This window comes from Halomonas sp. IOP_14 (genome assembly GCF_021021315.1).
Classification (GTDB): Bacteria; Pseudomonadota; Gammaproteobacteria; order Pseudomonadales; family Halomonadaceae; genus Vreelandella; species Vreelandella titanicae.
The window spans coordinates 1-14,906 of sequence record NZ_JAINWD010000063.1; the positions used below are offsets into that span (position 1 = coordinate 1).

The following is a 14,906-nucleotide window of genomic DNA, read 5'->3' on the forward strand; positions in this document are numbered from 1 at the left end:
GAATATCGGCAGTTATTCAGACCTTCCCTAGAAAAAGCTGTTGTTCACGAATGGCCTTCGCCAATTCAACGCTTGTAGGCGCTTTGGGCGCTTTTTTTAATGGCCCCAGAAATGTCGTTAGACCGGTGAGTAGCTTGGATTTAGATAGGAAACCTAACATTTTCAAGCCTTTTGCTTCACCTGCTGCAAGCGCATGCGCGGCAGTTTCTTCCGTATAATTGCTAATTAATAAAATTGAAGCGTTTAAGCGTAAATCATAAAGATATTCCAGAATATCAAGGCTCGTAAATTCACCTAGCCCGAGATCAAGCAAGATCAGCTCGACATTGAGTAGGTCGGGTTGGCGCACCAGCTCGCCAAAACTGCTTGCCGTCACCACCTGATAACCGTGCTGGCGTAGTAGCATTCTGCCCAATAGTTGGACACTACAATCATCATCAATAATTAAAGCACCAGACAGCATACATATACCTTTGATGACTACGATGAGCGGCTGCGGCTAGACGAAGAGCTTGCTGAAATGGATGAGCATATAAGCCGGTAACGAAACTTCCTTGGACTCAGTATAAGTCCAAGGATACTTAGAAAAATAAGGGAGATTGCTTAAAACGACTCCCATTCAGGCTGCTGTGAGCTCGCCAAACGACGCGGGACATTAGGCGTAGGTGAGGGCTTATTAGCTGTAGGGGCAAGCGCTGCTTTGCCAAGAGCTGGTTGCGCGTTAGCATTGCTGAGCTTGAAGCCTCCCACTAGCACGCCCAGTCGGTCGGCTTGTTCTCTTAGTTCCGCCGCCGCAGCGCTGGACTCTTCTACCATGGAGGCATTGTGCTGGGTCATGCTATCCAGCTCGTTGACTGCGTCATTTACTTGACCGATACCTACACTCTGTTCTTTAGCACCAGCACTGATCTCAGCAATCACGTCCGCCACACGCTCGATGCTTTTTACCATCTCCTGCATGGTGACGCCGGTTTGTTTCACTTGGTCAACGCCCACCTTTGTGCGGTTTAACGACGTATTGATCAGAGTGGCAATGTTTTTGGATGCATCACTTGAGCGGCTGGCCAATATACGTACCTCTTGGGCAACTACCGCAAAGCCTCGGCCATGCTCGCCTGCGCGGGCGGCCTCTACAGACGCATTCAGCGCCAGGATATTGGTTTGAAAAGCGATGCTATCAATAAGGTTGACGATGCTGCTGATTTCAGAGGAAGAGTCGTTAATCGTATCCATTGTCTGCTCAACACTGTGCATGGAGTGCAAACCCTGTTGAGCGAGATCCCGGGTTGAAAGCGCCAACTGGTCAGCCTGCTGGGCAGAATCAGAGGCGTTGTTGACCACTGCTGCGATTTGCTCCATCGAAGCAGAGGTTTGCTGTAAATTCGCAGCAGCTTGCTCAGTACGTGCCGCAAGCTCCTGACTGCCTTTGGCAATTTCAGTAGATGCATGCTGCAGGCTAACGGTACTGCTGCTAACTGACTGAAGCGTATCGTCAATGCGTTTAATAAAGGCATTGAACTGTTGTGCCAATTCACCAATTTCATCACGGCGTTGACTCTCAATCCGCGCGGTTAAATCGCCATCGCCTTCGGTAATCTCTTTAATACGTCCACTAATTTGACGGATAGCCCGAGACATCATTAGCGGCCCCAGTAGCGCAATAAGCGTTGCAGCAATAAAGATGATTAAAGCAACAATAATAGTGGATGTTTGCTGCACTTGGATTCTATCAACCACCGCTGCTTCTGCTTGATAAGTGGCTGTCTCAATATTTATTCCCGATACATCATATATATCACGCAGTGCATTAAAGTCGTCTAATGATGAACCGGATAGCATCGTTAATGCTGCTGCGGTATTACCGCTTTGGTGCAGCTCAAAAACACGTGTTGCCTCTTGTTTCCAATCGCTATACAGCGTTTCAAAGTTAGCTAGTTGCTTGGTTAGCTCTGGGTAGTTCTGCATTAGTTCGGCGTAGAGCCCCATGCGGTCATAAGCCTGCTGAGCATTCTCTTCAAACTCGGCGATTAACGCTGTTGCTCGCTCGGAGCTGGGGTCAGATAACAGATACTCAATCTCAGCAACGCGTGCTTGATAAAGGTCTCGGTCGCCGTTGAGTGTGGCTGAAGTCGCCGGAATATAGTTGGTGATAAACGTATCTAAACGGCTTTTTACCATATTAACCAGCAGTGCATCGGCTACCACAATAACCAGTAGTGCTAACGCAACGCTGATAAAGGCAAGAGCATACTTAACTCTTATCTGATGAAGACGGTTCATATGTGCCACTCCTGTAGTGTCAAACCATGAGAGCACATTACCTTTAAAGCGTTAGAACGGTCGACAGATTTGTAACGCTTGTGACGTTTGTTCACGTTCGAGGTTTTAATTAGCGTGGTAAGAGTTTAAACATAATTATAATAAGAATTATTAATATTTTAGTGGCTATTTATAACCCGCTGCCTGGAGTTGAAATAGTTTCGCATAGCGGCCTGCAGTGGCCAGGAGTTCTTCATGGGTGCCGCGTTCAACGATATGCCCTTGATCAATAACCAGAATGAGATCAGCGCTGCGTACTGTGGAAAAACGGTGAGAGATCAATATCGCCATTTTATCGCGGCTGTGCTCGCGAAAGCGGGCAAATATTTCGGCTTCTGCGGCAGCATCCATGGCAGCGGTAGGTTCATCCAGTACCAAAATGTCCGCGTTTTCGCGCATATACGCTCGGGAGAGGGCAATTTTCTGCCACTGGCCCCCAGAGAGCTCTTGGCCATTTTTAAACCAGCGGCCAAGCTGGGTTTTGTAGCCGTTGGCCATGCGGGTAATAAACTCATCCGCCATACCGTGACGAGCGGCGTTCTGCCACCTTTCTTGGTCGTTAAAGGCATGAGTATCGCCGACACCAAGGTTTTCGCCCACCTGCAACTGATAGCGCACGAAGTCCTGAAAAATCACCCCGGTGCGTTCACGTAGTGCTTGGGTACTCCAATCCCGCAGGTCGCTACCATCTAACAGAATTCGGCCTTGGGTTGGGTGGTAGAGCCGCGTGAGCAGTTTGATAAGGGTCGTCTTACCCGAGCCGTTTTCGCCTACCAAAGCCAGGCTCTGCCCAGGGCAGAGGTGCAGTGAGATATCGTGAAGAACCGGATCTTGGAGAACAGAGTCGCCGCCAGGGTAGGAGAAGCTAACGTGCTCAAAGCGCAGCCCGTCACCGGGCAGTGCCCCCTGAGTGAGTGTACCGCTCTCTCCCTCCACTGGCTGCTCAAGATACTCATAAAGATTGGAGAGGTAGAGGTTATCCTCGTACATGCCGCTGATCGCGGTGAGGCTTGCGGAGAGCGCGGCCTGACCCTGCTTGAAGACCATCAGGTACATGGTCATCTGGCCCAGGGTAAGTGCCCCGGCAATCGTCTCAATCACCACCCAGGCGTAGGCGGCGTAAAAGGTTAAGGTGCCAAGCAGGCCGAGCAGAAACCCCCAGCTTTCACGACGCAAGGTTAGGCGGCGATCCTCAGCAAACAATTTGGTAAAAATGTCGCGATAGCGCTTGAGAAACAGCCCTTCGAGGCCAAACAGTTTGACCTCTTTAATGCTGTCTTCCCTTGCAAGCACCGTCTCTAAATAGATCTGCATACGGGTTTGCGGCGAGCGCCAGCGAAACAGCCGAAAGGCATCGCCCGAGAATTTGGCCTCTGAGATAAATACCGGCAAGGCGCCTGCTACCAAAATCAGCAGCGCCCAAGGGGAGAACTGCACCAGCAGCACGCCGAAGCTACCCAGCGAGATAGCGTTTTGCAGCAGCCCAAAGGTTTTATTCACCAGTGCAAGCGGGCGCGTAGATGCTTCACGGCGCGCTCGCGTGAGCTGGTCGTAAAGCTCTGAATCTTCAAACTGGCTAAGTGACAGTTGTCCAGCTTTCTCCAGAATCATCACATTGACCTTCTGCCCCAGCAGCGCACGCAGCAGTGACTGTTGGGCTGAGAGGCCGCGCTGGGCCAGGGCAATGAGCGCAATAATCACGGCTTCGATCCCCACCAGCGTTAGCACCGGTGTGATGGACGCTAGTAGATTGGGATCAGTGGCTGCTTGATGGGCCTCCATGGCACTTACCACCCCATCCACAATCAATTGACCCACCCAGGCCGCCACGGCAGGCAGAACCCCTGCGACCAGCGTGCACAGCGCCAGCCCAAGCATCATCCAGCGAGAGGTTTCCCAGACTAAGCCAAGTGCACGTCGGCTATAGCGAAATACGCCAAAAAAGCCGCTTAGTGGTGAGGAAGTCGATTCAGAAGGTGGTGGAGACATAGTTAGGCTGGCAAAAAGTACCGACGAAAAAAAGAGTGCCATGATGCGGTGGTTGAGCGTGGATAGCCAGCTCAGCCGCCGGTTGCCTTCAACGGCAACACGGCGGAGACCCAGTTTAGTGGTGAGATATTACCAGGGGAGCACAGCCCCATCGGTGCGTGGCTCGGTGCCACCTTGGAGTACGCCGTTGTCAGGATCGCGCAGAATGATTTGGCCACGGCCAAAGCTGATTGAATCGGCGACTTTAACGATGTCGTGGCCGCGGCGTGCCAGGGCAAGCGCTAAGTGATTGGGGAAGTCGGCTTCAACTTCGATGGTTTTGCCTTTGGTCCATTTCCAACGCGGCATATCGAGCGCCGCCTGAGGATTCAGTTGATCCTCAAGCATCGCCGTTACCACCTGCACATGGCCCTGGGGCTGCATATAGCCACCCATCACACCGAACGGCCCAACGGCTTGGTTATCTTTGGTGATAAAGCCTGGGATGATGGTGTGGTAGGTGCGTTTGCCGGGTGCTAGAGCATTGGGATGCTGCGGGTCGAGGGAAAACGACCAGCCACGGTTTTGCAGGCTAATGCCGGTGCCCGGTACTACGATGCCAGAGCCAAAGCCTTCAAAGTTGCTTTGAATGAATGACACCATATTACCTTCATCATCAGCGGTTGCCAGGTAAACGGTGCCCCCCCTTAATGGATTGCCATGAATGGGGTCAATGGCGTCTTGGCCAATAAGCTCTGCGCGTTGCGAAAGGTACTCATTCGATAGCATCTGCTCAACGCTCGGCTGCATAGATGAGCGCTCAGTAATGTAGTTTAAGCCGTCTACGTAACCAAGTTTTGTAGCCTCTATCCGGCGGTGGATAGTGTCTATCTGATCATTTGACTGTTCGCCTAAAGATTCAAGAATACCCAAGGCTTGAAGCACAATTAATCCGCTGCCGTTGGGAGGAATTTCCCAAATATCATGGCCGCGATATCGGACACTTATGGGTTTGACCCATTCTGGTTTGAAAGCTTGTAAATCTTCTTTGCGTAAGAAGCCGCCATGCTGACGTGAAAAGGCATCCATCGCATCCGCTAGGCTGCCTTGATAAAACGCATCCGCATGGCTATTGGCAATTTCACGCAGCGTTTTTGCCATATCAGGAGAGCGCCAAATGTCACCTGCTTTGGGAGCCTGCCCATTGGGAGTGAAGTGCGTAAACCAGGAGGCAAATTCATCTGTCCCGTATTTTCCATAACGCTCTTCTGCACTTTTCCAGAGTTGGCTGGCTACTGCTGATACAGCAAAACCTTCGTCAGCTAATTCTATTGCTGGCGCTAACAACTGCTCAAAAGGCAGTTTACCAAAACGCTCTGAAAGCGCAGCCCAGGCGCCTGGCGCACCGGGTACTGTGATTGGCACTAATCCATGGGCGGGCATTTCCTCATGACCCAGGGCCTTGACGGCATCACATGAAATACTCTTTGGCGCAGGGCCGCTAGCATTGAGGCCATGTAGTTCACCTTTTACCCACACAAGAGCAAAAGCATCGCTACCAATACCATTAGAGGTTGGTTCAACGACGGTTAAAGCAGCAGCTGTAGCAATGGCAGCATCAATGGCATTGCCACCTTTTCGTAACATATCTATGCCGACTTGTGCAGCAAGCGACTGAGACGTAGCGACCATTCCACGTTTTCCAAACGTGACCATACGGCGTGAGGCGGAAGGGTAATAGTGTGGGTCAGTATGCATTGTGATTCCTATTTAGATGTGGCATCTAGACGGCGAGCCATTAGGCGGCGCTGTTTCATATAGCTATAAATACTGTAAATCACAGAAACAACCGCCAGTGTAAGCAGCAGCGCTGATATTGGCCGAGTGAAGAAGAGCGTCCAGTCAGTGCTTGTCTGGAAGGCCCGTCTTAAGTTGGTTTCTGCTATAGGGCCCAATACAACGCCAAGTACAAGAGGTGCTAGCGGATAATCCAGTTTTTTAAGCAGATATCCCACTGCACCAATGCAGGCAAGTAGATAAAGGTCGGATAAGCGGTTGTTCAGGGTGTAAGTACCAATTGCACAGCAAGCTAATACAACGGGAACAACAATATACTTAGGTACATTTAGTAGGCGTAAAAAAGCCCTCATTAAAATAACGCCTATTAACAGCATGAAGACAGAAGCTATCGCCATGGCAATAAACATGCTGTAAACCAAGTCGGGATGATCAAGTATTAAGCGCGGGCCAATGCTGATGCCGTGTACCATGATGGCTGCCATGAGAACTGCATCGGCGGGAGACCCTGGTATGCCTAACGCTATCAATGGTATTAAGCTGCCGCCTACCGTTGATGAGTTGCCTGACTCAGAAGCAACAACGCCCTGTGGTTCACCCTTACCAAAAGTTTCTGGGTGCTTAGACGCTCGTTTAGCTTGGTCGTAAGCTAATAGATTAGAAATTGAGCTACCTGCACCGGGTACTGCACCAATAAACACACCGAGCAATGATGAGCGTATAACATTGGCGGGCTTCAATAAGATGTCTTTTATGGTTTGCCAAAGGTGAGGGCGCATATCTCCACTGATTAATGCGCCAGAAGAGGGCTGTTTGTCTCCGGCGGCAGGCTCTAATTCGGAGAGTAGCTGGCTCATGGCGTACATGCCTATTAATACAACCAGGAACGGTATGCCCGCGGTCAGGATTTCATAGCCAAAGGTAAAACGCTCGCGCCCCATGAGTGGGTCAGGCCCAATAGTGGCGATGCCGATACCGATTAGACCCGCGATTAGCCCCCTGATAAGAGAGTCACCCACTAGGCTTGCTATGACAGTCAAAGCAAAAATAATAAGCGCAAAATATTCCCAGGGCCCTAACTTAACCGCTAGAAGTGCGAGTGGAGGCGCGGCCACGATCAGCACAGCAATAGAAATAATAGAGCCCACGAATGAAGCAAATAATCCCAAGGATAGTGCTTTCCCAGGATGACCTTGTCGAGCCATAGGGAAGGCATCAAAGGTGGTTGCAACTGATGAGGGCGTGCCTGGGATTCCCAGCAGAGCGGCACTAAATAAGCCACCGCTTAGTCCACCTACGTAGACAGATAGCATGACCGCAATGCCCTGCATGGGGGGCATGGCAAATGTAAGAGGCAACGTAAGGACTATGGCCATGGTAATCGTAAAGCCGGGTATTGCGGCGGCAACAATACCTGCAAAAGTCGCTACTGCCATGAGTAATAGCGTATAGGGCTCGGTCACGCCCCCTAGCGCTACGAGGAAAGCATCAGTCATAGGTTACGTTACCATTGAGCACGAGGAAGATAGATGTTGAAGGCCTCAGAAAATAAATAGTAAGGCCCAGCAGAAAAGAGAATGGCGACGAAGATGGCAATCGCTACGGTAGTAGCCTTCCTGGGGGCTAGGTAAAGCTGTGTAGTAAGCAGATATACAAAAGTGCTGATAATAAATCCCGCAATAGGCATTGCTATCATATACACAGTAAATAGCACCAGGTTGATGATGACGGCTTTAAGTGCGGTTAGTCTTCTCCAGGCAATGCAAAAGGTTGTACGCGGTAAGCCGTGTTTGGAGAGTTCAAAGATAACTGCCATGCCGCATAAAATTGCAATACTGAAAAAGATAATTTGTGGGAAAGTACCTGCACTCATGGGTTCCCAACGAGAGGCCGGCAATGAGCCGGCCTTGAAGGCCATGAATAAAGCACCGAGGGCGATGATAAGGTAAGACAGCACTTGTAACGCCGGGATTAGAGCTGTCTCTGCGCTTCTGCGCTCCATAAAAACCTCCTAAAGCACAACGTTACCTTAATTAAGGAGGTGGGCGTTGTTTTCAATGAACTCGTTATTACGCTCTAAATAAGCGGTATAGTCTTCTCTGTTAAGGTAACGCACTGTGCCGCCTACATTCTCAATGTCGGTTTTAAACCCTTCACTATTAGCGACATTTTTAAGCGCACTTTCCAGTGTTGAAACGACCGACTCGGGTGTTCCTTTGGGCACAACAACCCCACGAGTAACTAAAAACTCAAGATCATGCCCCAGTTCTTTAAGTGTGGGTGTATCAGGTAGTTCTTCAATGCGTTCAGAAGTAGCCGCTGCTAACACGTTCAAATCGCCATTTTCTACGAAGGCGCGTGCTGAGTAATAGTCCTCTATAGCCACTGTGATATGCCCACCCGCGAGCGCACGTAACCTTTCTCCAGTCCCTTCATACCCCACATAGCCAAACTGAGTGCCTGTGGATTCTTCAAATTGCACTGCCCATAAGTGTGGAATACCACCTAATGTAACGCCCATCCGATACTCACCTGGGTTTGAGGTGACATCTTCGAGCATGTCTTCGAGTGTTTCCCAACCAGTATCGGCATTTACTACGATGACCGAGTTATCGCTGGTCATCATGGAAACGACATCAAAATCGTCCCAGTTGAGATCTGTCACCCCCGAATGGTGCGCGATCAGCAAACCTTCATGTATTTGCGAAATAGTGTATCCATCGCTATCTCGGCGTGAGGCTTCACGCAGTCCTACCGTTCCACTTGCTCCAGGCATATTAATCACAGGCACCGCTTGGCCTAACTCTGTTTCAAGATGTTTGCTTACCAAACGCATTAGCAAGTCGCTGCCGCCACCTGGCCCCCAGGGCACAATAAATTCGATTGGCTTTTCAGGATAATTATCAGCAGCTGTTGCAAAGGCGGGTATAGAAAGTGCTGCTGCTAAGGCGGTGGTAGTGAATAGCGATTTAAGTGTCATTGTTTACCCCATTGATCCATGAATTGTTGTGAGTTTTGGCGTGTTGAGTGGTGTTACTTATAAGTTTTTGTAAAGTTTGAGTTATCTTTACGGAATAATAAGCCCTCCATAAACCAGGGCGCCCATAACCACAAAGGCGGGGTGCGTGTTAAAACGAATCAGTGCTATAGCGGCGACTATGCCAATGATCAGGGTATGAATCGTCCCGCTGGTATTAAGGCTTTCGAGCAGAAACCCCAAGGTCAGCCAGGCCATCATCATGGCGATGACTGGGCGCACCCATTGGCTCATGCGCTTAACCCGGGGGGAATCACGATGACGGTAGAGCAACCCTAACGCGCCTAACATGAGTAGCAGCGTAGGGATCACTGTGGCAGCTACGGCAATGAAGGCACCGCCAATACCCGCTACTTCATAGCCCACATAGCCGGCCATTTTGGTCGCGATAGGGCTAGGTAATGCGTTGCCGAGGGCTAATGTTTCCGCGAAGGTTTGTGCGGTCATCCAGCCATAACGGCCAACCACTTCGGCTTCGATCAGTGGAATAATGGCCGGGCCGCCGCCATAGCCGATAATGTTTGGGATAAAAAAGGCTAAGAAGAGATCCCAATAAATCATGCCGCTCCCTCCGCTTTTTTCTTACCGGCAGGGCGCAGGAGGGCGGCAAGTAGAATGGCGCCAATCACCCAGCCTGGATGAATGCCAAGCCAGTAGATCAGCCCGGCGGCAATGATGGCCATGGTAATGCTGACCAGCCAGCCAAGAGCGGCCTGGGATTTATCAAAAAAGTCCCAGGTGAGCTGCGCCATCATCACCATGACCACCGGCACCACGGCTTGGCCCATGCCGCGAATCCAAGCCACATCGCGGTAGCGGCTGAAAATGCCTAACATGACAATCATCGCCACAATCATTGGGACGATAATAGCAATGACGGCCGCAATACAGCCGACGACTCCCCCTACACGATAGCCAATATAGCCGGGCATCTTGGTGGCAATGGGGCCGGGTAAGGTATTGCCAATCGCCAGTACATCGGCAAACTCTTCATCGGTTAACCAATGGTGACGGGTGACGACCTCGGCGCGCACTAATGGGATCATGGCGGGGCCGCCACCGAAACCAAAGATGCCGATGCGGAAAAAGGCCCAGAAAAGTTGCCAGGAGGTGGCGGGTGGTGTCATTGATGCATATCCCGCGAAGCCAAAGAGGAGATCAGAAGCATACCTAGACCTTATTTATCGTTTGTAGGTTAAAAAATCGATTATCTTGTCTAAAATAGAATATAGGTAGTGCCCGACCCAACGTCAACAGTCAAAACAGAATGGACAGCGGGAACTGAGATAAACAAAGGACATCGTGATGAATAATTCTCTACCTACGTCAGCCAATTCAGTAGGGCCAGTGGGGCCAGCAGGTACCGCATCAAGTCGCGTGTTTGATCATTTACGCAAGGATTTGGTGGGTGGGCGTTTTGTGGCCGGTGAAAAGCTCGCTATCAATGCCCTCAAAGAGCGCTATCAAGTCGGTTTGAGCCCGCTGCGAGAAGCGCTCAATAGATTGGCGGCTTATGGGTTGCTGGTGCAGGAGAATCAGCGCGGCTTTCGGGTGCCGAAGCTATCGCGGGATGAACTGGACGATATTGCCCAAATGCGCCTAGAAATGGAGGGGATGGCGCTAGAGCGAGCTATTGCTAACGGTGACTCGCTTTGGGAGGCCGATTTGCTTGCCGCCGCACATCGCCTGAAACGGGCCGATATAACCCTGGATAAAGGCGAAGAGTGGGAGCATCTGCATACACAGTTTCACCGCACCCTGGTGGCGCCGTGTGGGTCAGTCTGGTTATTGCGTTTTATTGAGCAGTTACACGACCAGTTCGATCGCTACCGACGTTTGGGGCCAAAAATGCCGACGATACGTCAAGAGCTGGACGAACAGCATCATCAGCTGGTGGAGCTGGCGCTACAGCGGGATGCTAAAGCAGCGCGTGAATTAATGGACGACCATATCCATAAATCCTATGAAGTCGCCCTGAAGCGCTACCAAGAGCACGTGTAGTTGGTCATGAACAGTTGGTAAACTGCTGCGCATAAAGCGTCGGCCATCGCCGACCTAACCATGATCATGAGGGTGCTATGCACACAGATAACCAACACGCAGATGACCAAGTAGCCGCGCAAACGCTGAACTGGGTGCGCACCTTCATTGTCGCCCACGATATTTGCCCGTTCGCTCAGCGGGAGCTAGCGCGTGAAGCCATCCGCGTTGAGGTTGTGCGCTCTAAAAAAATTGAAGTGGCGCTTGAAGAGCTGATGGTCGAGGTAGCGTGGCTGGACGAACACCCTGAAACTGAAACGACGCTGCTGGTATTTCCTACGCTTTTTAAAAGCTTTGATCACTACCTGGATTTTGTTGAGCTGGCCGAAAGTATCTTGGTCGATCAGGGATATGAAGGGGTCTATCAGCTCGCTACTTTTCATCCCGATTACTGCTTCGACGGGGCTGAGCCCGATGACGCTGCCAACTATACCAATCGCTCTCCCTATGCCATGGTGCATCTGCTACGTGAAGAGAGTGTTGAAAAGGCGATCGAGTTTTACGGCGATACCGATGCGATTCCTGAGCGCAATATCGCTAAGTTAACGGCGATGGGCAGCGACGCCGCTGAGCAACAGTTACAGCACTGTTTTGACGTGCACGGCTCGGGTTTGAACTAATGGCCAAGCTTTAAAATTAACGGTCAGGCTTGTGAATCACTAGCTGATGCTTGCCTTTACTTTTAGCCGCATACAGGGCGCTATCCGCAAGTTGTAGCACCGTTTCAATATGCAGGCCGTGGTGCGGCCACCAAGCAGCGCCCAAACTACAGCCCACATGAGCGCGCTTATTTTCCGGTAGTAAAATGGGTTGGGCTATAGCAGTAAGTAAACGCCTGCTCACTTCGTGGGTAAGCATTTCCAGGTACTCCTGCTTGGTTTTAAGCACCATAATGAACTCATCACCCCCTAAACGTGCGACCACGTCACCACTGCGCAGGGCGTTTTTCAGGCGCTGGGTGATCTCAATAAGTAGCAGATCACCCGCATGGTGGCCCAGTTCATCGTTGACCTGTTTGAAACCATCCAGATCGATATACATGACCACCATACTTTGCTGGTTTCTTTCCGCTTCTGGGATAGCAAGCTGAAGGTATTGATTAAGAAATGCGCGATTAGGTAAGCCTGTTAATGGGTCGGTATTGGCTAAATCCTCTAAGCGATTAATCGTTTGCCGCTGATCCAGCAAGCGGCTAACCATATTGCGCATTGAGGTTGATAGGCGCTTAAGCTCTGGAGAGCCCTGTTCCAATGGCATGACGTCATTATGCTCACCGTGTTGCATTTGATCGGCGGCTTTTGCTAAGCGGGAAAGAGGAGCCACCATGCGTGATGCAATCGTCCACCCAATCATCGCAAAGAGCAGCGCCAGAAGTATGCCTATACCCATAATGGCCGCCTGGAGCTGCTCAACCGCGGCAAAGGCGCTAGCCACGGGCTTACGGCTAACCGCAATCCAACCCAAGCCAGGAAAGTCTTCAAAACCGTTGCTGCGCGCATAGCCGGTCATATATTGCTCACCGCTTGGCCAGGTTTCAATGGCCCATTGAGGTGATGTCGTGGTAGGGCCGGGTAGGTGATCCAGACTGGCTAGTGATTGACCAATAAGCGTCTCTGGGCCCAGCAGCACGGTACCGTCAGCTGCAAGCAGTAGCATCTCGGTATCTTGCCGTTGCTTGGTAGGAGAAAACATGGATTGCTGAATATATTCGGCCCACTCCCAGCTTAAATGTACTGCCAAAATGCCTTGAAGCTGTTCGTAGCGGTCAAACACCGGGGTGGCAATATCGACAAATTTCAACTCTTCACCACTTGGGTTAGGCAGCAGTTGTGCGAGGAGCACTGCTTCATGCACGTCCCCCACCCAGAGCGACTCACGCCCTTCAATAAAGACGGGGCGTTGTGCTATTGAAACCCCTTCTAAAATTCCCCCGGTCGCTGCTTGAACAGTACCTTGCCTATCGGTGAAGCCGATCCACGATACAACGTTATGAGTGCTCTGGAGTAGCTCTAACTGTTCACGCAGCAGGCGAGTATCACTATCGTTAGTGAAGGCTTGGATACCTAGCAGCAACTTAACTTCTTTGATACGAGCATCCATGCTGCGATCCAGCTTATCCACCATTTGATAAGCGGCTTCAGAGGCAGCCTCGCCAATCGTAGCCTCCATTTGCTGCGCCGACTCACGGGAAGCCACCCAGCCAAGCAGCAGGGTAGTGGCAAACACCAAGGCAGCAATCAGGGCGATAAACCGCGAGTGCAGTGAGAAGCGAGAGAATAACCTGGCATGAAAAAACATAATTTGCCATCACAGAGAAGGGAGATGCTTAATTGCATTGTCATTAGGTGGGGAAACGTACCTTATTCTGTCGATATTTGCATTTAACGAGCCGCTAATTTTTATGACCTGAAGCGGAAGGCCAATGGAAAAAGGGCCAGCCAAGCTGGCCCAAAAACATGAATTAAAACTCTTCCCAATCAGGTGTGGCATTGGGCAGTTTTCTAGTTGAGTAAGCGTTAGACGCTGCAAGTGCCTGCGGTGATGAAGAGGCGCTGGGGGTTTCCGAGCCACCGTGCGCTACGCGCTTAAGTTTGAAGGTCGTGACTAACTCGGCCAAACGAGTCGCTTCATCCTGGAGTGAGGCTGACGCGGTGCTGGTCTCTTCAACCAGTGATACATTTTCCTGGGTCGCCGAGTCCATCTGGGATACCGCTGTGCTGACCTGGCTAATGCCCGACTCCTGCTCCTTTGCGGCGAGAGCAAGTTCTTGCATCATTTCCGTCACTTTACGAATAGCTTCGTTGATCTCCGCCATATCATGGCCATTTTTCGCTGCTTGTTCCGCACCGACAACAATACGCTGTGAGATATCTTCAATCATGGTGCGTATTTCTTTCGATGAGGTGGAGGTCTTTGTTGCTAATGAACGAACTTCGCTGGCCACCACCGCAAAGCCTCTGCCGTGCTCGCCAGCCCGGGCAGCTTCTACCGATGCATTCAACGCCAGGATATTGGTTTGAAAGGCGATCGAGTCAATCACCTGGATAATGTCATGGACTTTGTGCGAGGTCTCTTCTAATTCCCGCATCAGTAGGCTGGTGCGTTCAGATGCCTGCTTACCACTATTCGCCTGTTGTGCGGCGTCCTGGGTCAATTGCTGTGCTTGACCGGCAGTATCTGCGTTTTGCCGCACAATCGATGAAATTTCATCCATACTCGCGGCGGTTTGCTGCAAAGCTGCGGCTTGTTGCTCTGTACGCGAAGCGAGGTCTTGGCTGCCGCTAGCGATTTGCGTAGAACTAGAGGCGACGGCTTCGCTACTTTGATTGAGCGTACCGATCATCTCTTCCAGGCGCTCCTGCATATCCTCCATGGCACTATAAAGGCGGCCGATCTCGTTACGCCCTAGGGCGTCGATATGGCTGGTCAAATCCCCCTTTGCAATGTTTTCGCAAATGCTGACTGCCCGCTGTAGAGGGCTGATGACGAGCCGGTTAATCATTATTTGTACCACAATATAGAGTACAATCGCGGTTAAAATGAGAACACCTACGGTAATACCAAAAATGACGCTGTCGCGCTGTGCTTCCGAGAGAACTTGGCTGCCTCTGCTCAGTGCATAATCATTAAAATTACTGATCGCAGTGCTAAAGCCAGCGAACTTCTGATTAATGGGATCACGGTATTCGTCCAATGCCTCATAGCGCTCGTTGGCTAAGGAAGCTCTGAAAAAGTCACTGCCATC

General features: G+C 50.9%; 13 protein-coding genes. 2 read left to right on the forward strand and 11 right to left on the reverse strand.

Translation table 11 applies throughout. From position 1 onward, the window contains the following. Window positions 1-16: 16 nt before the first annotated feature. The 9 genes from K7H09_RS23345 to K7H09_RS23385 all read right to left on the reverse strand — a co-directional run bounded on the left by K7H09_RS23345 (window position 17) and on the right by K7H09_RS23385 (window position 10,248). Window positions 17-463 carry a response regulator gene (locus K7H09_RS23345; RefSeq protein WP_230806207.1) on the reverse strand — a complete coding sequence of 149 codons (447 nt, stop codon included), beginning with the start codon at window positions 461-463 and terminating at the stop codon, window positions 17-19. A gap of 140 nt (window positions 464-603) precedes the next feature. After that, a complete protein-coding gene (locus tag K7H09_RS23350) occupies window positions 604-2,280 on the reverse strand; it encodes a methyl-accepting chemotaxis protein (protein WP_035538592.1) in 1,677 nt (558 codons plus the stop codon). Window positions 2,281-2,445: 165 nt separating this feature from the next. Then, complete coding sequence (locus K7H09_RS23355; RefSeq protein ID WP_039859327.1) at window positions 2,446-4,308, reverse strand: ABC transporter ATP-binding protein; 1,863 nt, start codon at window positions 4,306-4,308, stop codon at window positions 2,446-2,448. A gap of 129 nt (window positions 4,309-4,437) precedes the next feature. After that, window positions 4,438-6,045, reverse strand: coding sequence for a gamma-glutamyltransferase family protein (locus K7H09_RS23360; protein ID WP_230806209.1), 1,608 nt, complete (start codon window positions 6,043-6,045; stop codon window positions 4,438-4,440). Between the two features lie 8 nt (window positions 6,046-6,053). Then, complete coding sequence (locus K7H09_RS23365; protein ID WP_230806211.1) at window positions 6,054-7,547, reverse strand: tripartite tricarboxylate transporter permease; 1,494 nt, start codon at window positions 7,545-7,547, stop codon at window positions 6,054-6,056. A 41-nt stretch (window positions 7,548-7,588) separates the two neighbouring features. Then, window positions 7,589-8,086: a tripartite tricarboxylate transporter TctB family protein gene (locus K7H09_RS23370; protein ID WP_027959914.1), complete on the reverse strand. Its 498-nt coding sequence runs from the start codon at window positions 8,084-8,086 to the stop codon at window positions 7,589-7,591. A gap of 27 nt (window positions 8,087-8,113) precedes the next feature. Further along, window positions 8,114-9,064: a Bug family tripartite tricarboxylate transporter substrate binding protein gene (locus K7H09_RS23375; protein ID WP_027959913.1), complete on the reverse strand. Its 951-nt coding sequence runs from the start codon at window positions 9,062-9,064 to the stop codon at window positions 8,114-8,116. Window positions 9,065-9,151: 87 nt separating this feature from the next. Further along, a complete protein-coding gene (locus K7H09_RS23380; RefSeq protein WP_141439740.1) occupies window positions 9,152-9,682 on the reverse strand; it encodes a chromate transporter in 531 nt (176 codons plus the stop codon). Further along, on the reverse strand, window positions 9,679-10,248 hold the full coding sequence (locus K7H09_RS23385; RefSeq protein ID WP_141439739.1) for a chromate transporter: 570 nt from the start codon (window positions 10,246-10,248) through the stop codon (window positions 9,679-9,681). The genes K7H09_RS23380 and K7H09_RS23385 overlap by 4 nt, the downstream gene beginning before the upstream one ends. Window positions 10,249-10,426: 178 nt before the next feature. Between K7H09_RS23385 and K7H09_RS23390 the strand changes: the two genes are divergently transcribed. After that, complete coding sequence (locus K7H09_RS23390) at window positions 10,427-11,122, forward strand: GntR family transcriptional regulator (RefSeq protein ID WP_141439738.1); 696 nt, start codon at window positions 10,427-10,429, stop codon at window positions 11,120-11,122. A 77-nt stretch (window positions 11,123-11,199) separates the two neighbouring features. Continuing rightward, window positions 11,200-11,781, forward strand: coding sequence for a DUF1415 domain-containing protein (locus tag K7H09_RS23395; protein WP_022520672.1), 582 nt, complete (start codon window positions 11,200-11,202; stop codon window positions 11,779-11,781). 16 nt (window positions 11,782-11,797) lie between these two features. Here K7H09_RS23395 and K7H09_RS23400 read toward each other — a convergent pair whose 3' ends face one another. Both K7H09_RS23400 and K7H09_RS23405 read right to left on the reverse strand, forming a co-directional pair. Beyond that, entirely contained in the window at window positions 11,798-13,459 is a 1,662-nt protein-coding gene (locus tag K7H09_RS23400) for a sensor domain-containing diguanylate cyclase (RefSeq protein WP_022520671.1), read from the reverse strand. Between the two features lie 163 nt (window positions 13,460-13,622). Next, window positions 13,623-14,906, reverse strand: a 1,284-nt coding sequence (locus tag K7H09_RS23405) for a methyl-accepting chemotaxis protein (RefSeq protein WP_230806213.1), incomplete at its 5' end; no start/stop codon positions are given.

Coding starts and splice junctions, on each gene's coding strand:
- K7H09_RS23345 (WP_230806207.1), bottom strand. CDS start 463: ATGCTGTCTGGTGCTTTAATTATTGATGATGATTGTAGTGTCCAACTA.
- K7H09_RS23350 (WP_035538592.1), bottom strand. CDS start 2,280: ATGAACCGTCTTCATCAGATAAGAGTTAAGTATGCTCTTGCCTTTATC.
- K7H09_RS23355 (WP_039859327.1), bottom strand. CDS start 4,308: ATGTCTCCACCACCTTCTGAATCGACTTCCTCACCACTAAGCGGCTTT.
- K7H09_RS23360 (WP_230806209.1), bottom strand. CDS start 6,045: ATGCATACTGACCCACACTATTACCCTTCCGCCTCACGCCGTATGGTC.
- K7H09_RS23370 (WP_027959914.1), bottom strand. CDS start 8,086: ATGGAGCGCAGAAGCGCAGAGACAGCTCTAATCCCGGCGTTACAAGTG.
- K7H09_RS23375 (WP_027959913.1), bottom strand. CDS start 9,064: ATGACACTTAAATCGCTATTCACTACCACCGCCTTAGCAGCAGCACTT.
- K7H09_RS23380 (WP_141439740.1), bottom strand. CDS start 9,682: ATGATTTATTGGGATCTCTTCTTAGCCTTTTTTATCCCAAACATTATC.
- K7H09_RS23385 (WP_141439739.1), bottom strand. CDS start 10,248: ATGACACCACCCGCCACCTCCTGGCAACTTTTCTGGGCCTTTTTCCGC.
- K7H09_RS23390 (WP_141439738.1), top strand. CDS start 10,427: ATGAATAATTCTCTACCTACGTCAGCCAATTCAGTAGGGCCAGTGGGG.
- K7H09_RS23395 (WP_022520672.1), top strand. CDS start 11,200: ATGCACACAGATAACCAACACGCAGATGACCAAGTAGCCGCGCAAACG.
- K7H09_RS23400 (WP_022520671.1), bottom strand. CDS start 13,459: ATGTTTTTTCATGCCAGGTTATTCTCTCGCTTCTCACTGCACTCGCGG.